Annotated in this window: 18 protein-coding genes; 8 read left to right on the top strand and 10 right to left on the bottom strand. The window is 45.7% G+C overall.

Features of this window, described 5'->3' with window-relative positions:
- Positions 1–5: 5 nt before the first annotated feature.
- The gene (locus tag AB6E78_RS07820) at positions 6–1,481 is read left to right on the top strand and encodes a Na+/H+ antiporter NhaC family protein (RefSeq protein ID WP_017067343.1); all 1,476 of its coding nucleotides are present in this window, start codon (positions 6–8) and stop codon (positions 1,479–1,481) included.
- Positions 1,482–1,590: 109 nt separating this feature from the next.
- Here AB6E78_RS07820 and AB6E78_RS07815 read toward each other — a convergent pair whose 3' ends face one another.
- From AB6E78_RS07815 to gcl, 5 genes are all read right to left on the bottom strand, one after another.
- Positions 1,591–2,205, bottom strand: coding sequence for a TetR/AcrR family transcriptional regulator (locus AB6E78_RS07815; RefSeq protein WP_065584813.1), 615 nt, complete (start codon positions 2,203–2,205; stop codon positions 1,591–1,593).
- 163 nt (positions 2,206–2,368) lie between these two features.
- A complete protein-coding gene (locus AB6E78_RS07810) occupies positions 2,369–3,679 on the bottom strand; it encodes a glycerate kinase (RefSeq protein WP_372082943.1) in 1,311 nt (436 codons plus the stop codon).
- Between the two features lie 187 nt (positions 3,680–3,866).
- Positions 3,867–4,763: a 2-hydroxy-3-oxopropionate reductase gene (locus AB6E78_RS07805; RefSeq protein ID WP_372112630.1), complete on the bottom strand. Its 897-nt coding sequence runs from the start codon at positions 4,761–4,763 to the stop codon at positions 3,867–3,869.
- Positions 4,764–4,800: 37 nt separating this feature from the next.
- Positions 4,801–5,577 (bottom strand): hydroxypyruvate isomerase, encoded by a 777-nt coding sequence (hyi, locus tag AB6E78_RS07800; RefSeq protein ID WP_151408119.1) that lies wholly within the window; start codon positions 5,575–5,577, stop codon positions 4,801–4,803.
- A gap of 117 nt (positions 5,578–5,694) precedes the next feature.
- Positions 5,695–7,467: a glyoxylate carboligase gene (gcl, locus tag AB6E78_RS07795; RefSeq protein ID WP_372132972.1), complete on the bottom strand. Its 1,773-nt coding sequence runs from the start codon at positions 7,465–7,467 to the stop codon at positions 5,695–5,697.
- Between the two features lie 314 nt (positions 7,468–7,781).
- Here gcl and aceB point away from each other — a divergent pair, with 314 nt between their 5' ends.
- Together aceB and AB6E78_RS07785 are read left to right on the top strand one after the other, a co-directional pair.
- Entirely contained in the window at positions 7,782–9,407 is a 1,626-nt protein-coding gene (gene aceB, locus AB6E78_RS07790; protein ID WP_372132975.1) for a malate synthase A, read from the top strand.
- A 101-nt stretch (positions 9,408–9,508) separates the two neighbouring features.
- Positions 9,509–9,949, top strand: a complete 441-nt coding sequence (locus tag AB6E78_RS07785) for a heme-binding protein (protein ID WP_008220964.1) — start codon at positions 9,509–9,511, stop codon at positions 9,947–9,949.
- Positions 9,950–10,048: 99 nt separating this feature from the next.
- On the opposite strand, the gene AB6E78_RS07780 is transcribed toward AB6E78_RS07785, so the two are convergent.
- Positions 10,049–10,531: a MarR family winged helix-turn-helix transcriptional regulator gene (locus AB6E78_RS07780; protein WP_017061583.1), complete on the bottom strand. Its 483-nt coding sequence runs from the start codon at positions 10,529–10,531 to the stop codon at positions 10,049–10,051.
- 123 nt (positions 10,532–10,654) lie between these two features.
- Between AB6E78_RS07780 and AB6E78_RS07775 the strand changes: the two genes are divergently transcribed.
- Both AB6E78_RS07775 and AB6E78_RS07770 read left to right on the top strand, forming a co-directional pair.
- The gene (locus AB6E78_RS07775) at positions 10,655–11,548 is read left to right on the top strand and encodes a DMT family transporter (protein ID WP_017067653.1); all 894 of its coding nucleotides are present in this window, start codon (positions 10,655–10,657) and stop codon (positions 11,546–11,548) included.
- A 332-nt stretch (positions 11,549–11,880) separates the two neighbouring features.
- Positions 11,881–12,795 (top strand): DMT family transporter, encoded by a 915-nt coding sequence (locus tag AB6E78_RS07770; RefSeq protein WP_017071268.1) that lies wholly within the window; start codon positions 11,881–11,883, stop codon positions 12,793–12,795.
- Positions 12,796–12,903: 108 nt separating this feature from the next.
- On the opposite strand, the gene AB6E78_RS07765 is transcribed toward AB6E78_RS07770, so the two are convergent.
- From AB6E78_RS07765 to AB6E78_RS07755, 3 genes are read right to left on the bottom strand one after another with little or no spacing between them, the layout of a single operon-like run.
- The gene (locus tag AB6E78_RS07765; protein ID WP_010432674.1) at positions 12,904–14,085 is read right to left on the bottom strand and encodes an MFS transporter; all 1,182 of its coding nucleotides are present in this window, start codon (positions 14,083–14,085) and stop codon (positions 12,904–12,906) included.
- A complete protein-coding gene (locus tag AB6E78_RS07760; RefSeq protein ID WP_372090749.1) occupies positions 14,075–15,208 on the bottom strand; it encodes a phosphotransferase in 1,134 nt (377 codons plus the stop codon). The genes AB6E78_RS07765 and AB6E78_RS07760 overlap by 11 nt, the downstream gene beginning before the upstream one ends.
- Positions 15,209–15,219: 11 nt before the next feature.
- Positions 15,220–15,504 (bottom strand): GNAT family N-acetyltransferase, encoded by a 285-nt coding sequence (locus AB6E78_RS07755; protein ID WP_102397885.1) that lies wholly within the window; start codon positions 15,502–15,504, stop codon positions 15,220–15,222.
- 274 nt (positions 15,505–15,778) lie between these two features.
- Between AB6E78_RS07755 and AB6E78_RS07750 the strand changes: the two genes are divergently transcribed.
- On the top strand, positions 15,779–16,525 hold the full coding sequence (locus tag AB6E78_RS07750; protein ID WP_017065025.1) for a flagellar brake protein: 747 nt from the start codon (positions 15,779–15,781) through the stop codon (positions 16,523–16,525).
- Between the two features lie 163 nt (positions 16,526–16,688).
- On the opposite strand, the gene AB6E78_RS07745 is transcribed toward AB6E78_RS07750, so the two are convergent.
- On the bottom strand, positions 16,689–19,049 hold the full coding sequence (locus tag AB6E78_RS07745) for a Lon protease family protein (protein WP_017061577.1): 2,361 nt from the start codon (positions 19,047–19,049) through the stop codon (positions 16,689–16,691).
- 240 nt (positions 19,050–19,289) lie between these two features.
- Here AB6E78_RS07745 and AB6E78_RS07740 point away from each other — a divergent pair, with 240 nt between their 5' ends.
- Positions 19,290–19,784, top strand: a complete 495-nt coding sequence (locus AB6E78_RS07740) for a hypothetical protein (RefSeq protein WP_102320288.1) — start codon at positions 19,290–19,292, stop codon at positions 19,782–19,784.
- A 12-nt stretch (positions 19,785–19,796) separates the two neighbouring features.
- On the top strand, positions 19,797–21,386 hold the full coding sequence (locus AB6E78_RS07735; RefSeq protein ID WP_372132980.1) for an ABC transporter ATP-binding protein: 1,590 nt from the start codon (positions 19,797–19,799) through the stop codon (positions 21,384–21,386).
- Positions 21,387–21,945 lie beyond the last annotated feature (559 nt).

Raw genomic sequence — 21,945 nt, 5'->3', positions numbered from 1 at the left:
CACGTATGACTACGCAAACTAAGGCGTTGGACGCGCCGCTGAAGATCAACAGTCAACACATCATGGTATCTCTATTGGTTGTCGCGACTTTCATTTTCTTCACATCAATTGGATTGAACCACCAAGAAGGAGAGGCCTATGGATGGATGAGCCTTCTCCCTACCGCACTTGTTTTGGTATTCGCCCTAACTACACACCGCACCGTAGAGGCGCTTTTTAGTGGTACCATCGCTGGTGTACTACTACTCAATCCTGCGCAAGCCGTTGAGCAAATTGTCGGCATATCGATGGATGTAATGATGAACGAAACCATTGCATGGATCGTTCTAGTTTGCGGACTGATGGGGGGATTAATCGCAATTCTCGAAAAAGGCGGCAGTATTTTAAGCTTTTCAGATATGTTGGTCACAAAGGTTAAGAGCCGTAAACAATCTATGCTGATGACCTTTTTCCTCGGCATCATGATCTTTATTGATGACTATCTGAACGCGATCGCTATCTCATCATCGATGAAGAAGATTACTGACGGATACAACATCTCCCGTGAAAAACTATCTTATCTAGTCGATTCCACCGCTGCGCCGATTTGTATTCTGGTGCCAATATCAACATGGGCTATTTTCTTTAGCTCACTGCTTGAAGCGAATGGAGTGGCTGAAGCTGGTGAGGGTATCAAAGCATATATTGAAGCGATTCCATACATGGCTTATGGCTGGGTTACGCTGATAATCGTCCTTCTCGTTGCGTTAGAAAAGATGCCGGATTTAGGCGCAATGAAGCAGGCTGAGGAACGAGCGAAGAAAGGTCAAGTACGTCCTGACGGTGCAACAGACATCGACTTTGGCGCAGATATTACAGCGCACACCAACCCAACGATGGGATTAATCAACTTCCTATTGCCTATGGTGGTGTTAGTTGGTGCAAGCTGGTACTTCGGTATTGATCTATTAGCAGGCGTATTTGTCGCAATTATCTTTACTATCTGCTTCTATGGTGTTCAACGTCTAATCTCAATGAATGATATGTTTGAAGCTGTCTACGACGGAATCAAAGTTATGCTGCTGCCATTGGCAACGGTGATTGGTGGATTCATGCTGAAGTCTGTGAATGATTCTCTAGGAGTGACACAATATGTCATCGAGACAGTAAGCCCTTATCTATCGGCGTCTTACTTCCCAGCAATTATCTTTATGATCACCGGTGCATTGGTGTTTGCTACCGCATCTTCTTGGGGAACTTTTGCAGTTGCTATGCCAATCGTATTGCCTCTAGGCGAACAACTTGGCGTACCTCTACATTTAACTATTGCGGCTCTGCTTTCGGCATCAGCAGCGGGCAGTCACTCATGTTTCTTTAGTGACTCAACGGTATTGTCAGCTCAAGGTTCCGGGTGTACCTCAATGCAACACGCAACCACTCAATTCCCCTACGCATTGATAGGTATTGTCGCAACAGCTCTCTTCTTCTTGTTAGTTGGCTAAGCCTCATACAGCTAAAATACAAGCGTAAAAAATGCCTTATTCTACGATAAGGCATTTCAATTTCCTGAAGAGCAAGCTTAAAGCAACTCTCAGCAAGACTCTCCAGCTTTCAAGTGCTCCCTTTCACACCACAGCCTTTAATCACTAGCTGAGTGATGAACTCAGCGGCATCGGCATAGTCTTTATCATCGAGTTGGTCCTTCTGCATCACGCTGCAAATCTGCCAGCCAAAATCGGCGTAGGTTTGAGTTGCCGCCCAGATGGTAAACATCAGGTGATGAGCGGGAACATCGTCCATTAGGCCCTGCGCCGACCATGTCGAGAACTTATCAAGAATCATCTGGGATTGCTTATACAGCTCGTCACCAATCTCTTTCGGCAATACTTTAGCGCCAGACATCACTTCATTGGCAAATACCTTAGAGGCATGTGGATGATCGCGAGAAATGATCAGCTTGGTTTGAATATATTGAGACAAGGCTTCAACAGGATCGCTGAGCTCTTCAATCGGACGAGACGCTTCTAGTAAAGGCTGAGTGACGGTTTCAAGCACAGCGTTGTAGAGCTTATCTTTTGAGCTGAAATAATAGAATACGTTAGGCTTGGGAATGTCGGCCGCTTTCGCGATATCGGCCATTTTTGTTGCAGCATAACCATGAGTGGCGAATTGTTCACACGCGACTTCGATGATTAAATCTTGATTCTTTTGTCTGATCCTAGACATATTGCATCCTTTACAGCTCGTTACTAAAATCATAGTAATCAACGTGCTTCATTAGTCCAGAAGATAATCTCAGAACTCAAGGTCACCGCATTGATAACAATAAAATGGCCGCTCTATTTGTTAAGAAGCGACCATTCCATACCGTGTTTTTGAACTGTTCAAGTTAAAGAATCAATATTGCGCGGAAGTCATTCACATTTGTCAGCGTCGGCCCCGTGGTAAGAAGCACATCGACTTGCTTGAAGAAATCGTAGCTGTTGTTGGCATCGAGGTAGTCTTGCGCTTTAAGCGACAGGCTCGAACCTTGTTGCCATGTTTGAGGCGTGATCCATGCGCCCGCATTGTCTTCCACGCCATCAATCCCGTCGGTATCAGCAGCCAATGCAAATATGTTGTCTTGGCCTTTAAGCTCGTTATATAGGCTCAACAAGAACTCACAGTTACGCCCACCGCGACCATTGCCTTTAACGGTTACTGTGGTTTCGCCACCGGAAAGTATCACGCAAGGCGCCTCAAATGGGTGCTTGTGATTGGCCACTTGCTTAGCCAACGCAGCGTGCACCTTCGCAACATCTCGCGCTTCTCCCTCTATGCAATCACTCAACACATAAGCCGGAATGCCTAAGCCTTCAGCTTCTGCTGCAGCGGATTCCAATGCCGACATCGGGGTCGCGATAATATGGTGCTCTGCATTTTTCCAACATACGTCATCTGGCTTTACGGTTTCTGACTCTGGATTATTTAACCATTCAAATGCCGTGCGTGGTGTTTCTATTTGGTAACGCTCTAAAATTGCCATCGCATCAAAACGCGTGGTGGTGTCGGGTACGGTTGGGCCAGAGGCAATCACACTAATGTCATCGCCCGGCACATCTGAAATCGCCAAAGATACGACTCTTGCTGGGTAAGCAGCCTTTGCTAGTCGCCCACCTTTAATCGAAGATAAATGCTTGCGAACACAGTTCATCTCATCAATGGCAGCGCCTGATTTAAGCAACGCCTTATTGATTTGTTGCTTCTCTGCTAGGCTGATGTCACCACCGGGCAAACTTAGCAAAGCAGAGCCACCGCCTGACAGTAGGCAAATAACCGTGTCGTCAGCACTCAAACCACTCACCAATTGCAGCATACGTTGGCTTACCTCTAAGCCCATCGCATCTGGTACTGGATGCGCCGCTTCAATCACCTCAATGTGTTCGCAAGGTGCGGTGTGCTCATAACGAGTCACCACTAAGCCTTCAAGATCACGCAGTGCGAGATCTTGCTGTTTCTTTGCCTGCCAAACCGCTTCAAGCTCTGCGGCCATCGACGCGGCTGCTTTTCCTGCTCCTATCACCACAGTACGCCCGGCTTGATTAGCAGAGCGATAAAAAATGTCTTGAGGAAGAAAAGGTTCGATGTGATTTTTAGGTAGCGCCTGATTAACAGCACTTGAGAAAAGGGTTTGTAGAAACTGCTTAGCATCAATGTCCATCAGCCACTCCTTAGTTGACGGAGAAAAAAAGAACCCCGATACAAGGCCAAAGGGTGCCTGCTAAGATCAAGTTGGAAAGGAACAACTTCAACCTCTGCCTCGTATCAGGAACGCGTATAAAAGGAGACGAAACTACGCGATTTATAAACAAACTGTTGGGCTACGAATCGATAGCAGCCTTAATTAATTAGCGAATCGAGTGGTCAGAGCGTTTCTCAATCGCTTGGATAAGCGCAGAGTGGTCCCAACCTTCACCGCCCATTTCGGCACACTCGCCAAACAACTCCTGAGCATTCGCCGTATTCGGTAGTGCAACACCTAATTCTTGTGCGCCCGTTAGCGCTAAGTTCAGATCTTTCTGGTGAAGTGAGATTCTAAAGCCAGGGTCAAAGGTGCCTTCAACCATGCGCTCGCCGTGTACTTCCAATATCTTAGAGTTAGCAAAGCCACCCAATAGAGCCTGACGTACGCGTGCTGGATCGGCACCGGCTTTCGAAGCAAAAACTAACGCTTCAGACACGGCTTCGATATTCAGAGCAACGATGATCTGGTTAGCCACTTTACACGTTTGACCTGCACCGTTATCACCCACCAGCGTGATGTTCTTACCCATGATTTCAAATAGCGGACGGGCTTTATCAAAGGCGTCTTGCTCACCGCCCACCATGATAGTCAGCGCTGCATTGATAGCGCCTACTTCGCCACCTGATACCGGAGCATCAAGGTATGAAGCACCGCCTTCGTTGATCCGAGCGGCAATGGCTTTGGTCGCGATTGGCGAGATTGAACTCATATCGATAACTAGCTTACCCGTTGCGCCACCTGCTGTGAGGCCTTGCTCGACGCCGTTGTCACCAAACAGGACATCTTCAACTTGTGGTGTATTCGGCACCATTAAGATAATGACATCCGCCGCCTCTGCCGCTTCTGCGGGTGAATGGCAAACCGTTGCTCCTGCTGCCACAAGATCGGCAGGTGCTGCATTAAAGTGATCCGACAGAATCAAATCGTGACCTGCTTTTTGAAGGTTACTCGCCATAGGTTTCCCCATGATGCCAGTTCCGATAAATGCAATTTTAGACATGTTGTTCTCCTTAACGTTTGAGGGTTACCAGACGCAATTAACGGTACTGGTGTAGCCAACCAAGGCCTTCTGTCGTTGTTGTTTTCGGCTTGTATTCGCAGCCAACCCAGCCTTGATAACCAAGCTCATCAAGATAATTGAGCACGAATGGGTAATTGATTTCTCCGGTCCCCGGTTCGTGTCGACCTGGGTTGTCAGCCAGTTGAACGTGTGCGATTTGGCCAATGTTTTGCTGCATGGTCGGCGTAAGATCGCCTTCCATAATTTGCATGTGATAAATATCGTATTGGATAGAAAGGTTATCGCTCCCTACCTCTTTGAGGATCGCTTTGGCTTGCTCAGTCGTGTTCAAGAAGAAGCCCGGAATATCGCGAGTATTGATTGCTTCTATCACTAAGCTGATGCCTTCTGCTGCGAGTGCGTTCGCCGCGTAATGCAGGTTAATCACAAACGCCGATTGCGCGTCTTGTTGGGTCACACCTTGCGGAACAATCCCAGCCAAGCAATTCACTTGGGTACAACCGAGCGCTTTTGCGTAAGCGATGGCTTTAGGTACACCCGCTTGAAACTCTTCAACTCGCGCTGGGTCTACCGCGATACCACGATCGCCAGAATCCCAATCACCCGCAGGCAAGTTAAATAGCACTTGCTCTAGGTTATTAGCGTCGAGCTTTGCTTTGATTTCCTTAGCATCAAAGGCGTAAGGGAAAAGGTATTCCACACCTTGAAAGCCCGCTTCTGCGGCAGCTTCAAAGCGATCCATAAAATCAACTTCCGTGAATAACATTGACAAGTTTGCTGCAAATTTTGCCATGACTCTGTCCTTATTCTTTATTTTTGAAAATCTGGTTATTTGTAGTGGAGCCTCGCTCTATTGGAGGCTTTTCCGTAGAGCTAAACCTGTGCTCTACGGATACACATGACTTAATGATTACTTGTACGCTAGCGCCGTTGGGGCATCGCCGCGACTTTCGGCAAGTGGCTCAAACTCGTTGATGGCATTGATCTCAACGCCCATCGCAATGTTGGTTACTCGCTCAAGAACCAGCTCAACAACAACCGGTACTTTATGCTTGTTCATCAGCTCTTTTGCTTGCTCAAACGCAGCGGCAATTTGCTCTGGTTCACGAACTCGAATCGCCTTACAGCCTAGGCCTTCAACAACGGCAACATGGTCAACACCGTAGCCTTCAAGCTCTGGCGCGTTCTGGTTATCAAACGCCAGTTGTACACAATAATCGATATCAAATTGGCGCTGCGCTTGGCGAATCAAACCTAAGTATGAGTTGTTCACCAACACATGAATGTATGGCAAGTTGAACTGCGCGCCTACTGCCAGTTCTTCAATCATGAATTGGAAATCGTAATCACCAGAGATAGCGACAATATCGCGATTTGGATCGGCCGCTCGTACGCCCAATGCGGCGGGTGTTGTCCAACCTAGCGGGCCAGCCTGACCACAGTTGATCCAGTTACGAGGCTTATAAACATGCAGGAACTGAGCGGCGGCGATTTGCGACAAACCAATGGTGCTCACATAACAAGTGTCACGACCAAATGCCTTGTTCATCTCTTCATAAACGCGCATCGGTTTCATCGGCGCTTCATCGAAATTGGTTTTACGCAGCATGGTCGATTTGCGTTCCTGACACTCACTTGCCCAAGCGTTTCGGTTCGGCAGCTTGCCTGCATCACGCCACTCTTGCGCCACTTCGACCATTAGCTCTAGTGCTGCTTTCGCATCAGAGACAATGCCTAAATCTGGGCAGAACACGCGGCCGATTTGAGTCGGTTCAATGTCCACATGTACGAATTTGCGGCCTTCAGTGTAAACATCCACAGAACCGGTATGACGGTTAGCCCAGCGGTTACCCACACCAAACACAAAATCAGAGTTGAGCATGGTTTCGTTACCGTAACGGTGAGAAATTTGTAGCCCTACCATGCCCGCCATTAACTCATGATCATCTGGAATAGAGCCCCAGCCCATTAAGGTTGGAATCACAGGAACACCAGTGATCTCGGCAAACTGTTGCAACAATTCAGATGCGCCAGCGTTAATAACACCACCACCGGATACAATCAGCGGTTTTTCCGATTGAGACATCATGGTTAATGCTTTCTCAACCTGCGCGCGTGTCGCTTGTGGCTTATAAGGTTCTAGCGGTTCATAGGTATCGATATCAAATTCAATCTCAGCTAGCTGAACATCAATCGGTAGATCAATCAGGATTGGACCCGGGCGACCCGAACGCATTAAATGAAAGGCTTTTTGAAATGCACGTGGCACTTGAGCAGGTTCCAGTACCGTGGTTGCCCACTTAGTCACAGGCTTAGCGATAGATTCAATGTCGACCGCTTGGAAATCTTCTTTGTGAAGACGAGCTCGTGGGGCTTGGCCTGTGATACATAGAATTGGAATCGAATCTGCAGACGCCGAATAAAGCCCCGTGATCATGTCCGTTCCCGCAGGGCCAGAAGTACCAATACACACACCGATATTGTCTTGATTGGTACGTGTGTACCCTTCAGCCATATGCGATGCACCCTCTACGTGGCGAGCTAAGACGTGGTCGATTCCTCCGAGTTTTTTCATAGCCGCATACATAGGGTTTATTGCTGCGCCGGGAACACCAAATACGATGTCTACACCTTCACGTTTAAGCACTTCTACCGCTGCTTCAATCGCTTTCATAATTGCCATTCGAACCTCCAGTTCAGATTGTATACAATTAACATAACTTTTGTATACTATGAGCCATCCTCGCTATTTATCAACCCCAGAATGAAACAATCTTGTTACATCAACCCATCACATTAAGTACGCACTTACCCTGAAAAGCTTACAATTCATTGCTTTACATAAAATATCTTTACGTGAAAATAAATTACAAAAAGATCAAATGATAAATAAATGTTAAATAACGTTTGCTTGTTTACAATTTCTACCATATAAATATCCTTAAAAAGAGAATTTTGTATACAAAATGACATCATATTGTGTAAAGGAGACAAGCAATGATGAATGACGTGAAAGAGAGAAAAGATGTGCTGTGTATGCAGGTACTTGGGAAGATGGACAACTCCGAGTACAAAGAGATCTTGTCTAAAGATGCATTAAAGTTCTTAGAAGCCCTTGTTAATAAGTTTGGAGATCGCCGTCATACCCTGCTAAATGACCGCGACATAAAACAAGCTCAATATGACAACGGCGAGTTACCCAATTTCAGAAAGGACACCATCTCCATTCGTCAGAATAAAGAGTGGAAGGTAGCAACACCGCCACCAGAGCTACTGGATCGCCGCGTAGAGATCACCGGCCCTATCGAAAGAAAAATGGTGATCAACGCGCTAAACTCAGGCGCGAAAGTCTTCATGTGTTGTTTTGAAGATGCGTCTTCCCCGACTTGGGCCAATATGGTCGAAGGGCAAATCAACCTAAGAGACGCCAACCTTGGCACCATTAGCTACTTCGATGAGAAGAAGCAGAAGCGTTACCAATTAAACGACGATCCTGCACTGCTGATCGCACGCCCACGAGGGATCCATCTTCCTGAGCAATCCATCCAATTCAACAATCAGCCTATCGGCGGTTGCTTGATGGACTTCGCCTTGTACTTTTTCCATAACTATCAATCACGAGCACAACAAGGTTTAGGGGTTTACTACTACATTCCCAAGCTTGAGAGCATGGAAGAAGCACAGTGGTGGGACGATATTTTCAGCTTCACCGAAAACTATTTCCACGTACCCAAAGGCACCATTCGTGCGACGGTTTTGCTTGAGACGCTTCCAGCCGTATTCCAAATGGAAGAGATCTTGTACGCAATGCGTGATCATATCGTGGCAATGAACTGTGGCCGTTGGGATTACATCTTCAGCTACATCAAAACGCTGAAAAACCATAAAGACCGCATCCTGCCTGACCGCCACGGGATCGGCATGGATCAAGAGTTTCTAAATGCCTATAGCCAACTGTTGGTGCGTACTTGTCATGCTCGCGGCGCACTGGCGATGGGTGGTATGTCGGCCTTTATTCCAGCGAAAGATCCGCAAGAAATGGCGCGTGTAACCGCCAAGGTTATCGAAGATAAGCAAAGAGAATCTCAGAACGGACACGACGGCACATGGGTCGCGCACCCTGCACTGGTTGATTTGGCAATGTCGATCTTTGATAAGCACTTAGATGGCAAAGTAAACCAAATGGATTTTCAAAGCCCAGAGCATGTGATCAATGCAGACTCGTTGCTAAAGCCTTGTGAGGGCAGTCGCGACGAAGTAGGAGTACGTAAGAATATACGCATCGCGCTGTATTACATCGAAGCTTGGATTCAAGGCTACGGCTGTGTGCCTATCTACGGCCTCATGGAAGATGCCGCGACTGCTGAGATCTCAAGAGCCAATATCTGGCAGTGGATCCACCACGGGGTAACACTCGATGATGGCCAAACCTTTACCAAATCACTATTCCACTCTTGGCTTTACCAAGAGCTAGACACGATAAAACATGAAGTCGGAGACTCGCGCTATACAGCAGGTCGATTTGAAGAGACAGCTGATCTTTTCTATCAACTTTCTACAGCCAAAGAGTTCGCTGCCTTCCTAACTTTACCCAGCTATGGGCTATTACAAGAGTCCAGTTAGGACTCTTGTACCGAGCTGAATCAGTCGATGATATTCACAACAAGCGTAATGATTGGCTGACTTAGCTTGGTACACGGCCCCTTGAAAAACTAGGAGATAACATGGGAAGTTTGACTCTACAACAAGCGTTAACCATCATTGATGGCACCTTAAAAGCAGGAAACAAGATCCACACAGAACCTTTGACGGTCGCCGTCTTAGACAGCGGTGGCAAGCTGATTTCTCTGCAACGTCAAGACGGCTCTAGCATGATGCGACCAGACATCGCGATCGCTAAAGCGTGGGGGGCACTCGCACTGGGTTGTTCCTCTAGAAAACTCGCCCAAGATGCTGACAACCGACCAGCATTTATCTCCGCCGTAAACGTGCTCGCGCACGGAAACATGGTGCCAGTTCCTGGGGGGCTACTGATTCGAGACAAGGATAAAACGGTATTGGGTGCTATCGGCGTGAGCGGTGACATTTCAGACATTGATGAAAGCTGCGCCATTAATGGTATTGGCTGCGCAGAACTGTTCAGTGATGAGATGCTGCAAGCTTAACTCGCTAACTCTCTGTACTTGAAATTCTTAGACAGGAACAAAAAAACCGAAGCGATTAGGCTTCGGTTTTTTATTGAATCTAAAGGAAGATCAGAAAAACTACTCGTACGCGCTCAACCATGTTTTCAGAAGTTGGTTGGTGTTCTTCTTCTGACTCGCAGACAATGATTTAACCAGTTTTTTCTGCATTTCGACATGTTCAGTCATCATTTGGTCAATCAGAATAAGACCATCTTTAGTTAACTGGACACTCACGCTGCGTCTGTCTTCTTTGCTGTGTTCACGACTGATCAGCCCTTTGGCTTCTAGCTTATCAAGGCGATTGGTCATCGCGCCAGATGTCAGCATCATGGATCCAATCAGTTCAGATGGCGTCAGTCGGTAAGGCTTCCCAGAACGTCGCAACGTCGCCAGCACATCAAACTCACCCAGCTTCATGTCGTATTTTTTATGAAGCTCGGCAACTTGCGTCTCCATATACTTGGCAATACGCATAATCCGACCCATCATTGCCATAGGCTCAGTATCTAGTTCGGGCTTTTCCTTTGCCCATTGCTCTACTACGCGGTCGATAGCATCCATTTGCAATCTCGCTCCGTTGTTAGTCTGATTACTTCAAACTAGTTTAACATAAAGATACTTTACAACCACTAGTTCTCAGTATACAGTTCACACAATAGTTATCTTAACGTAAAGATATTTTAAATGAACATATTATTAGCAATGATCCCCGCGTTCTTTTGGGGAACAACCTATGCAGTGACGCAATTTACGCTACAGGAGTGGCCACCATTATTATTGGGTGCTTTGCGTGCGTTACCTGCTGGTTTGTTATTGCTAGCAGTAAAACCAACACTGCCTAAAAAAGGCGAGTGGCAAATCATTTTCACACTGGGCCTTATCAATATCGCGACCTTCTTTGGCTTGATCTTCGTGATGGCGCTAACGCTGCCTTCGGCAATCTCTGGCGTGGGCATGATCTCCGTGCCGGTGTTCGCGATGATCTTCCACTGGGTAGTGAAAAAACAGCGCCCGCATCTGATTCAAGCCCTTTCGGGTATTGGCTTGATCACCTTAGCGTGGATACTGTTTAACCCAAGCCAAATTGCTCTGAACCCAATCGGTTTAGGCGCAATGTTTGCCGCAATAATGTGTATTGTCATCGGCAGCAGCATTACCAAGTCACTGGGTAACCGCATGCACTGGTGGAAGGTATTAACATGGCAACTGATTCTGGGCGGTACGATTTTGTCTGTCGCGTCTGGCGTTCATGCATTCATCGATCCGCAGCCTTATATTAACGCTGTCACTCATTTCGATACTCGTAATGCTATGGGACTCGTATGGGTTATTGGGCTAAACACAGCGCTGGGTTACGGCATGTATGTGTGGTTGCTACAGCGTATGTCGGTGGTTGATTTCACCTTCGGTGGCATCGCAAACCCAGTAGCTGGCATCGTGACCGGTATGGTGTTGATGGGTGAATCATTCACTGCAGTACAATACTCACTAATGACCGGCATGATAGTGATGTCACTGCTACCACAACTTATCCTTGCGGTAAGACAATCCAAACAAGTCAAGCCTGTTACGCAGTAGACGCAGCCTCTTAAACGTATTGTTCAAAAACGCGCCTCATTGAGGGCGCGTTTTTTGTTGCTACGCTAACAGCAATAACCCAACAGCCATACTCGTTGAGTTGACCATTCCTTAAGTTAAATTAAACCTCACAAAGAACAATGACTTTACTTTAACTATCTAAATCGAATTTATTTTCTATAAAATAATCATACTAGAGATTTAATTTCCACAAAAAACTCAAATTAGAGATAAAAAGACAAAACTTTTCTCCGACTACCTTTCTATACTGTGCCACGTCATTAAGGCGCTACAAGCCTATGATTTAAAATAATTATTAATGAGTAGTCACCATGAATTCGAAGTCGCTAACTATTTTGCTTTTTGTCTCTGTTTGCTTAATTTGGGGAACCACTTGGTTCGCTATGGAAGTAGCATTGCATTCTATCCCACCTATTTTTGCTACTGCGTTGCGCTTTTTACTTGCAGCACCTCTGCTTGCAGTATTGGCGAAAGTCTTCAACCAACCACTGCTGTTCCCTAAAGGTAAGCGCCAATGGCTGCTTATTGTTGCGTTGATGTATTTCGCGATTCCGTTTACGTTGATGATCTATGGCGAGCAATACATCTCTTCAGGTTTAGCGTCGATCATCTTCGCCAACATGCCTGTGGCTGTGATGTTGATGTCTGGCTTATTCTTAGGTCTACGACTAGCGAAGCACCAGATATTCGGGTTGATCGCTGCTGTTGTGAGCCTATGTTTAATCCTTGGCAACGAAATGCAGATGGGTGGCGATGACTACCTAATTGGCACGGTTTGCTTAGGCCTTGCTGTTGCGATTCACGCAGTTATGTATGTGCTGGTTCAAAAGCACTGCAAAGGTATTGAAGTACTGACCTACAACGCCGTACCGAGCCTGATTGCTGCTTTATTCTTATTCGCTGTTTCAGCTGTAGGTGAAAACGTGAATGTTGAATCCTTCACTGAGGATTCAATCTCAGCCGTGGTTTACCTAGGCTTTGTCGCGAGTGTTGGCGGCATTGTGGCTTACTTCAAATTAGGGCAGGTTTCGACCCCTTTCCAAGCGTCTATCTGCTTTTTGATTTTCCCGGTAGTAGCGCTGCTAATATCTTGTTACGTCAACGGTGAAGTTCTGTCTGAACAATCATTGTTTATGATGATCCCCCTACTTTGCGGCATTTTACTCACCAAGGCACCAAAGGGAATTTTCAAGCTGCGTACCGAATTAAAAACCGTAAGAAACTGATCCGCGTGAAACCTATTTTGCGGATTAGATATACATATCCCACATAAACAAAAAGCTCCAATATCACTATTGGAGCTTTTTGCTTATTTCATAATATCGAGACCAACATTAGCGCCAGCTAAACATTCGCACTTCGTTGCCCTCTTCAGGTTTCTTCGGAATGTTTAAAGATAGCGCTAGAGAAACCACGGCCATCACTGCACCAATATAGAAAACCGTTGCAGGAGAAGACAACCAAATCACACCAAACACCACTGGAATAACGACCGCTGCAATATGATTGATGGTGAAAGAGACACCAGCGGTTGATGCCATGTCAGCCGGATCTGCAATTTTCTGAAAGTAAGTTTTGATCGCTAGTGCCAATGCAAAGAACAAATGATCGACCACGTAAAGTGCTGCCGCCCACTCTGCGTTTTGCACTAAGCCATAACCGACAAATACACCAATCAAACCGACATACTCGAAAATCAGCGCCTTACGCTCACCCACCACACCAATAAATCGACCAATACGTTTTGCGAACAAGAAGTTAAATAGGTAGTTGATTAAGAACAATAGCGTTATGTCAGCTGCCGAGTAACCGAATTTCTCTACCATCAGAAAGCCTGCAAACACGGTGAAGATTTGTCTTCTTGCACCACTCATAAACGTTAGCGCGTAGTAGAGCCAGTAACGCTTTCTCAATACCAGTTTCTTATTTTGTTGGGTCTTAGTCTGAAATTCAGGGAAACCAAAGGTCATCACCAAAACTAAAACAAAACCAATTCCGCCAGTGATGCCATACACCCAAGCAAAGTCGAGTTTGAGTTGCTCTAACATCACCCAAATAGAGCCATAAGTGATTAAAGATGCCAACGCGCCAACGGAGATCATCTTACCTAACATCTCTGGTGCTTCTTCTTTACTCAACCATTGTAGTGACAAAGACTGCTTCAGCGTTTCAAAATAGTGGAAGCCCGTCGACATCAAAATCGTAGTCAGCAACAGACCAGTGAGTGAAGGGAACAGACCCGTAATCGCGGTGCCTACAGTGAGCATCGCTAGCGATATCAACATAAAGCGTTGTTCACGTATGAAGGCCAGCACAAACACTACGGTAAACGCTAAGAAACCAGGTATTTCACGAACACTTTGCAGTAAACCAATATCCGCACCATCAAAGTTCGCTTTTTCAATCACGAAGTTATTAAGCAGTGCCATCCAGCTCGAAAACGCGATAGGGACAACAATCGAAATCAGTAATAAAAAGTTTTGCGGCGTTTTCCAGCTCGCAGTTCTATCGAACATTGACGGACTCCTGTTCGTCTAATTGAGTAAGCACTCGTAAGGTCAACTGCTCAGTATACGGGTTAATCTTCCAATGCTCTGGGCTCCAGCCTTTTACGAAACGTTGGAAGTCGGCCCATGCGACATAGAACATTGGTCGCCAAGCGGATTCGACTTCATAGAACGAAAGCTGTGGCTGATAGTACGCCAATGCCTCTTTCAAGTGTCGGAAGTAAATATCCAGTACCTGTGGCTCAAGTTCAGCGCAGTCTTGCGGCCTCACCGCACTACTCATGAACAAAGCGACATCTTTCATCGCACAACCATGGCCCACATATTGGAAATCGACCGCAGCCGCGCGCTCGCTTTCAGAATCAAAACAAAAATTGGCGAGCTTGGCATCGCCATGGACTAAGGTTTGATATGGACATTCTTTTAGTAAACGGTCGATGTGCTTGGCTTGGTTCTTCAATGGTAAATCAGCCAAGGCATTGAGCTCATCAGGACGTGTATCTAGATGCCAATAAGTACCGACTTGCCACAATGATGACAACTGCTCTTGATTGATATTGATATGCTTTGCGTGAAAGTTAGCGAGCCATTTAAGGCAAGCATCGCGTTGTTTTTGCTCTTCTCGTGTGTAACTAGGTGCCTGATAGTCAGAAGCAGCAAGAACATCAAAATGAGAGGTTAACGGAAAACCTATATCCGCTAAGTCTTGCATCACAATCAGCCACTCATTCTCTTCTAGTTCACATTGCAGCCCAACAGGCACAGGGCAACGCTCATCCCATTGCTGAGTGAACGACTGATACCAAGCCGTCTCAACTTGGTAAGAGTGCACCTTTCGCTGATGAGATAATTTGGTGTTCCAGCCTTTGGGGTGTTCGGCTTTATCTGGCAGTGCGACATGCTTAACGATCACACTGTTTACTGAGGCGTTGTTCATCGAGCCGCTATTATCTTTATCAAAGACTAAGCGAACTAGCTCGCCATACCCGCCCCATAGGCGTTGAATAACTTGGATATCAAACCCTTGATGGCAACCCAGTAAGGTCGCAATTTTTTGATAAAGCTCAGGTTGGTTTGGACTCGTACTCACTTGTGATTGAGCAAGATTGTTTGACGGTATTGATTGAGACATATAACTCGTTGCTATGCTTTTTCGGATAGAAGATGTGACCACTGTGGCTGCCTATTCATGTAGTGAACCACATAGCTACAAACCGGCACAATTTTGAAGCCCGCCTGTTCAATTTCAGGTAATACCGACTCCATCATCACCTTACCAAAGCCCTTACCTTGCAGTTCATCAGGAATGCGTGTCGACGTGATATGTAGTACATCTCCGTCCTTTTGATACTTAACGACCGCGAACTGGTTGGGTTCTAACTCTACCGTGATCTGGTTCACTTCTTGATCCCATTTTACTGCCTGCATTCTCAACTCCTGCAAATAATTGATACGACAAACAATAAAAGTTTGAAGTATGAGTTCCTTGTAATAGACTAGCGCAAGTGCATATAAATAAAACTAAGTACTTACAAACACAGCAAATAATTCAGTGCAATCGGCTTAATATAAAATCAGAAATGATAAAAGGCACTCTATAAATCTATGTGAGTACGTCCACTAAATCTAGCACGTAATAACCCCTTGTTAGCAAGTTACCAGTATAACTAACAGACGCATGTTGGCGCATGGAGAACATATAATGAACGCACCCCTGAAGAAGCCTTTGGAGCATAATCAGGCACTTCAAGACCCTCGTAATCGCACCGTTTCCACTATCAATAGCACTGATGCACTGGCCATGATTGAGCACGGCAGTGAGCTGACATTAAATGTCTCGACTCCCGTTGGCACGAAGTTTCTCGCCACCACCAAGTTTATCGGTACGCACAGTGATAACTGTATTGTGGTTGAGGTTCCCGAGGTATCCAATGAAGATCTGAACTTTTTCTTTCAAGAAGGTTTTTGGATGACCGCTCGTGCGTATTCTCTACGAGGTGAAGGCGCGCTTATCCACTTTAGAAGCCAAATTCACCATAAAATTGGTGAACCCTTCCCTATTCTAGTGCTGTCTACACCAAGCACGATGCAAGTGACACAGCTACGTAAAGAAACACGCTATGAAGTGAATCTGGCTTCAAGAATCATCTTCAACGACCAGCGAGCAAACTGTGAGATACGAGATTTATCGAAAAGTGGTTGTCGTTTCGTTACCTCACCAACCTCTCGTGCGATTCAGATTGCCGATCGCGTGTCTATTGAGATAACCCCTGAGAACTACAACGGACCACTGATTCCGCCATTGCGAGGCATCGTCTGCAATCTACAGAAATCGACACACTACGCTCGATACGGTGTCGAATTTGATGATATTGGCCGAGCTAACGCCAAACACTTGTTGGCAAAACTGAAGTTCGATGGCACCAAGCTTTGCTTACGAAATGGGTAACGCCTTTTAACACGCGACTTTCACCGAATACAGCAAGCTGACCAACTACAATTAGTTCACTGGCAAACTAAACCTCAACCAACAAAAAAGCCATCGACTCTAGAATCGATGGCTTTTGCGTTTTGGCTGTTTGTTTATTTGTTTAGCTATCTAGATATTCAAACTATTTGCGCAGTGCGTTCAGTTTAGCTTGGGCGATACCAAAGATAGTATCAATTGGATAGCTACCCTCATCACTTGCTTCACCAGCGGCTTTGCCTGTGAACAGCTCAATCGCCTCTGTTACATGGTCAATCGCCCAGATATTAAACTCGCCCTTTTCAACCGCTTTCACGATATCGCTACGCAGCATCAGGTTGTGAACATTTGAACGCGGGATGATCACCCCTTGTTCGTTTGAACGCCCTTTGATTTCACACACATCAAAGAAACCTTCAATTTTCTCGTTCACACCACCAATAGGCTGAGACTCACCAAACTGGTTCATCGAGCCTGTAATCGCGATGTCTTGACGGTTTGGCTGCTTAGAAAACGCTGACACCACCGCACAGAACTCAGCCATACTCGCACTGTCACCATCGACGCCACCATACGATTGTTCGAAGGTGATGTTAGTGGTGAGCGGGACTTTGGCTGTCTTGCCAAATACGGAAGAAAGGTAAGCCGACAAGATCATCACGCCTTTTGAGTGAATGCTGCCACCTAGGTCTACGTTTCTTTCAATATCAATCACTTCACCATCACCGTAAGCGGTGGTTGCCGTGATTCGGTTCGGCGCACCAAACATATGATCCGTCGTGCTGAGTACAGACAGCGCATTCACTTGCCCAACCGCTTGACCATCAACATGGATTAGCGTTGTGCCGTTAGTGAAGGTTTCCATCACGCTGTCTTGCAGTCGTCCGACACGCATCTGTTGGTTAGATAACGCTTGGTCAACGTGCGTTGCACGAATCAGGTTCGATTTTGAGCCTCTCGCCACGTAGTTTGATTCACGAAGCAGATTAGCAATGTGAGCAGAGTGCAGAGACAATTTACCTTGGTCACCCGCCTGACGAGAGCTGTGCTCAATGATGCGAGCGATCGCTTTACGGTCACAATGCAGCATGTTGTTGTCGTGCACGATGCTCGAAATAAAGCGCGCGTAATGCATTTCAGAATCGGGAGTACGCTTCATCTCATCTTCAAAATCGGCCGTTACACGGAACAGTTCACCAAACTCTGCATCGTAGTGTTGCAGCAATTGGTAAGTTCGGTAATCGCCAAACAGGATGATCTTAACATCCAATGGAATCGGTTCTGGATCAAGCGATACCGCCCCCGTTAAGGTCACCTCTTTTTCTAATGAAGTGAAGCTCAATTGACGTGAACGCAGTGCTCGTTTCAAGCCTTCCCAAACGTACGGCTGCTCAAGTACCTTCACCGCATCCATCAGTAATACGCCACCGTTGGCTCTGTGTAAGCTACCTGCGCGAATCAATGAGAAGTCAGTAAAGACAGTACCCTTGAACGTCGCCGTTTCTACATAGCCAAACAGAGAGTGATAATTTGGATTCTCTTCCACCACGATCGGCAGAGTCTCCTCCTTTTGGCTCACAATCACATTAACCTTGTAGCGACGCGGCATTTTCTTATCCAAAGAGGCCGTTGCAACTTCTGCTTGCTCCGTGCTCTCTTCTAAGAAGATGTCAGCGTTGTCGACAATGTCTTTACGCAGTGCCGTTAGGTACTTTTTGATGTCTGGATATTGGCTGTAATCCTTCTTCAATTGCTTGATGAAGTGCGTGATCACATCTCGCGCCGTATCATCATTCAGCTTTTGAATTTTCTCAGTGTACGTCTCTTCAAGTTCCGTCAGTTCACGAGAGATGGTTCGTAGGCCGACTTCCAATCCATCAATGGTTTTATCGAATTGATCTTGCTCTTCCGGCGAAAGCAGATCAAAGCTCTCTTCGGTATGAAGATCATCGCCATTCATTGCCACAAACTGGTAATCACCCTGAGTGGTGATCGTCAGGTTAATGCCCTTGTCTTTCGCTTCTTGGCTAATGCTTTCTAACGCGGCTTGTTGCTTAGCTGCTAATTGGTTTTTAAGCCTGTCAGCACGGCTAAAGTACATCTCGTTATCAAACGCTAGAGGCATACCTTTCAGCAGTTTACGCATCAATTTTTCAATATCTTGCTTTAAGCTGCTGCCAACGCCACGCGGCAATTTCAGTACCTTAGGTGTACGAATATCTTCAAAGTTCGCGATATAACACCAATCAAAAAGCTCCTGCACTTCTTGAGGGTGACGGTTCAGATAGCGCAAGATCATGGTGCGTTTACCCAGACCATTTCGCCCTATCGCATAAATGTTGTAACCCTTTTCCTTGATTGACATCGCGAACTCAACGGCTTTTTGTGCCCGTTCCTGCCCGACGATTTCGTCAATTGGAGCCAGTTCTTTGGTCGACTTACATGGTAGCTTGTCTAAATCCGCTACCTGATACAGCTGTTCTGTATTGAGTCTTTGCATCGCCATCGCCGCCTCCTTAGTCCTTCATTACTTGGGTGTAGATAAAATCAGTGTAGATGTAATTTCCTACAAATTTAGTGACTTACGCTACACAGCTGTTCAACTGAACAAATAACACACAATTTAAGCCATTTTTAGGAATAGCTCGTCATTTAATTCACCAACTTAACATGTGAATGATTTTAATTTGCAATTGATAACAAATATCATTAACATTTACGGATATTATAAATTGAGGATGTGGATATGGAAATTGAACGATGCTGGATGCACTACCTAAAAGCTGAACAGTTAATGGAACAAGGTCACTGGCCTGAAGCACAGCGCCTATATGGTGATGTTCTAACCTCACTTCCTCACCACATCCAAGATGCAGCATACCAAAGCGATATCAAGCCTTGCCAATTTGCCTGCTTGCTTGCCGGGTTAAGAGACGCGAGCGTCGCTCAATCAGAGATACTCAACCGATTAGGTCAGCACCAACAAGCCTTCGATACCTTGAATCAATCTTACGCTCTGATGCAATTTATCTCTCTGGAGAACACTGAGCTGATTCAACGTACCTTTGGATTATTGGAAAAGCAGAGCGAAGGTTTGCTCAATCACCTGATCGCTTTTTGCAGCGCTCAGCGCAGTTCGTATTGGATGCTCGAACTAGAACAAATTCAACGTGCTCATCACCATTTTGGGCAACTTAAAACCACGTCAGAAGTGAAATCTTCACCTAATGTCTTAAATTGATAAGGATATATCATGTCGGACCGGGCCATTCTTAAAGTCAATAACCTCTCCGTTAGCTTCACAACCAATGATGGAATCATTGATGCGGTAAAAAAGGTTAACTTTACCCTTAAATCCAGCGAAACCTTGGCCATTGTTGGTGAATCAGGTTCAGGTAAATCAGTCTCTTCTAACGCACTCATGCGTTTGCTCCCTGATAACGCCATCATTGATGCTCAATCTGAAATAGAATTTGAGGGGCAATCAATACTTGGCAAGACTGAACGAGAAATGCAGTCGATTCGTGGCGATAGAATCGGCATGATCTTTCAGGAACCGATGACCTCTCTCAACCCATACCTTCGCGTGGGCACACAAGTGGAAGAAGCCATTATGTGTCACCGCAATGTATCGAAATCAAAAGCAAAACAGCGTGTGCTAGAGCTCTTCAATCTTGTGCATTTACCAATGCCAGAACAAGCTTACAACAAGTATCCGCATGAGTTTTCAGGCGGTCAGTTGCAGCGCATCATGATTGCGATGGCTTTGATCAACGAGCCCGATATTTTGATTGCCGACGAACCCACCACCGCATTGGATGTGACCGTACAAGCGGAAGTGCTTTCTCTTATCAAAGAAATCCAAAACAAAATGGGCATGGCAATTTTGTTCATCACCCATGACTTAGGTGTGGTGAAACACTTTGCAGACCGCGTGCTAGTGATGTGTAAAGGTGAGCTCGTAGAAGAAGGGATGACTCAATCTTTGTTCGATAGTCCTAAACATGATTACACAAGAATGCTCATTAACTCGATTCCGAAAGGCGCTAAGGTTCCTGTTGAGGCGACAGCCCCAGAACTATTGTGTGCTGACGACATCCGAGTTCAGTTCTTGGTGAAATCACACTTTATCAAGAGTAAAAGCCAGTACTTCGAAGCCGTAAAAGGCATTTCGTTGAATCTTAAGCAAGGCGAAACGCTAGGCATTGTTGGTGAATCTGGTTCAGGTAAATCAACCCTTGGACGTGCATTAATCGGCTTGCTGCCGAGTACCGGACGTATTGTTTACAAAGGCCAAGACGTTAGCTTATTAAATGATAAAGAGCGTCAAAAGCTCAAGAAAGATGTCCAAATGGTGTTCCAAGATCCTTATGGTTCTTTATCACCACGCATGACAGTTGGGGAAATCATCACCGAAGGCTTAACGGTGCATCAACCTCATCTATCCAAGCAAGAACGTTTAGAAAGAGCGCGCAAAGCATTGATTGAAGTTCGCTTAGAGCCGAATTCAATAAACCGTTATCCACATGAGTTCTCTGGCGGGCAAAGACAACGTATCGCGATTGCTCGCGCACTGATTCTAGAGCCCTCTTTCATTTTGCTGGATGAACCGACTTCAGCACTCGATCGCTCAGTACAACTGACCGTGATTGACCTGCTGAAAGACATTCAAGCCAAGCACAATATCGGCTTCCTGTTCATCAGCCACGATCTCTCGGTAGTGAAAGCACTGTCGGATCGCGTACTGGTGATGCAGAAGGGCGAAGTAATGGAAGAAGGGTCTGCAGAAGAGATTTTCAATGCGCCGAAAAACAACTACACCAAGAAATTAATCGCTGCGTGATTCGACTTAGAAGATAAATCGAAAAAAAATGCCGCATAAAGGGAACTAATCAACATTAACAGCGTCTTATAATTACATTCTGAATAATCTCCTAATGGATTGAAATCTAGAATGGATATAGCAAAACTGGTTTGGCCGCCAAAAGAGAAATGTCGCATGGATGCGACATTTTTCGTTTCTGGCGTATATGAAAAATCAACTCAGTGATTCGAGCCAGTGATTATGAAGGTTTGCTAAAATTGACGGACTTTTAACAGGGTTAGCTGATAGTCGGGTTACAGTCGCAGAGCGGCTTCGTTCAACTCATTTTTGGACAAAACCTTGTTACGAACCTCAGAGCACTTAAAGTTTCGGATAACTTCTGCTATTGAAATAGTAATCAATTTGCTTACATTCTAAATGAAGAGAACAATAGATTATTTAACCCCAATAACTTTATCTAGCAACTCTTGTAGGCTTAATAGTAATTGGTACATCGATCTCTGGTGTAATGATAAATCATCATGTAGTGGTCAACTGATATTGGCCACGTTCCTAGAGTTTAACCAGAACAATCGTT

Source organism: Vibrio sp. 10N.247.310.98 (assembly GCF_041467395.1).
Classification (GTDB): Bacteria; Pseudomonadota; Gammaproteobacteria; order Enterobacterales; family Vibrionaceae; genus Vibrio; species Vibrio crassostreae_C.
This window is presented reverse-complemented; position numbering and strand designations above follow the sequence as displayed.

What these genes read in the sequence shown, in the direction of transcription:
- AB6E78_RS07820 (WP_017067343.1), top strand. Translation starts at nt 6, where the DNA reads ATGACTACGCAAACTAAGGCGTTGGACGCGCCGCTGAAGATCAACAGT.
- AB6E78_RS07815 (WP_065584813.1), bottom strand. Translation starts at nt 2,205, where the DNA reads ATGTCTAGGATCAGACAAAAGAATCAAGATTTAATCATCGAAGTCGCG.
- AB6E78_RS07810 (WP_372082943.1), bottom strand. Translation starts at nt 3,679, where the DNA reads ATGGACATTGATGCTAAGCAGTTTCTACAAACCCTTTTCTCAAGTGCT.
- AB6E78_RS07805 (WP_372112630.1), bottom strand. Translation starts at nt 4,763, where the DNA reads ATGTCTAAAATTGCATTTATCGGAACTGGCATCATGGGGAAACCTATG.
- hyi (WP_151408119.1), bottom strand. Translation starts at nt 5,577, where the DNA reads ATGGCAAAATTTGCAGCAAACTTGTCAATGTTATTCACGGAAGTTGAT.
- gcl (WP_372132972.1), bottom strand. Translation starts at nt 7,467, where the DNA reads ATGGCAATTATGAAAGCGATTGAAGCAGCGGTAGAAGTGCTTAAACGT.
- aceB (WP_372132975.1), top strand. Translation starts at nt 7,782, where the DNA reads ATGATGAATGACGTGAAAGAGAGAAAAGATGTGCTGTGTATGCAGGTA.
- AB6E78_RS07785 (WP_008220964.1), top strand. Translation starts at nt 9,509, where the DNA reads ATGGGAAGTTTGACTCTACAACAAGCGTTAACCATCATTGATGGCACC.
- AB6E78_RS07780 (WP_017061583.1), bottom strand. Translation starts at nt 10,531, where the DNA reads ATGGATGCTATCGACCGCGTAGTAGAGCAATGGGCAAAGGAAAAGCCC.
- AB6E78_RS07775 (WP_017067653.1), top strand. Translation starts at nt 10,655, where the DNA reads ATGAACATATTATTAGCAATGATCCCCGCGTTCTTTTGGGGAACAACC.
- AB6E78_RS07770 (WP_017071268.1), top strand. Translation starts at nt 11,881, where the DNA reads ATGAATTCGAAGTCGCTAACTATTTTGCTTTTTGTCTCTGTTTGCTTA.
- AB6E78_RS07765 (WP_010432674.1), bottom strand. Translation starts at nt 14,085, where the DNA reads ATGTTCGATAGAACTGCGAGCTGGAAAACGCCGCAAAACTTTTTATTA.
- AB6E78_RS07760 (WP_372090749.1), bottom strand. Translation starts at nt 15,208, where the DNA reads ATGTCTCAATCAATACCGTCAAACAATCTTGCTCAATCACAAGTGAGT.
- AB6E78_RS07755 (WP_102397885.1), bottom strand. Translation starts at nt 15,504, where the DNA reads ATGCAGGCAGTAAAATGGGATCAAGAAGTGAACCAGATCACGGTAGAG.
- AB6E78_RS07750 (WP_017065025.1), top strand. Translation starts at nt 15,779, where the DNA reads ATGAACGCACCCCTGAAGAAGCCTTTGGAGCATAATCAGGCACTTCAA.
- AB6E78_RS07745 (WP_017061577.1), bottom strand. Translation starts at nt 19,049, where the DNA reads ATGGCGATGCAAAGACTCAATACAGAACAGCTGTATCAGGTAGCGGAT.
- AB6E78_RS07740 (WP_102320288.1), top strand. Translation starts at nt 19,290, where the DNA reads ATGGAAATTGAACGATGCTGGATGCACTACCTAAAAGCTGAACAGTTA.
- AB6E78_RS07735 (WP_372132980.1), top strand. Translation starts at nt 19,797, where the DNA reads ATGTCGGACCGGGCCATTCTTAAAGTCAATAACCTCTCCGTTAGCTTC.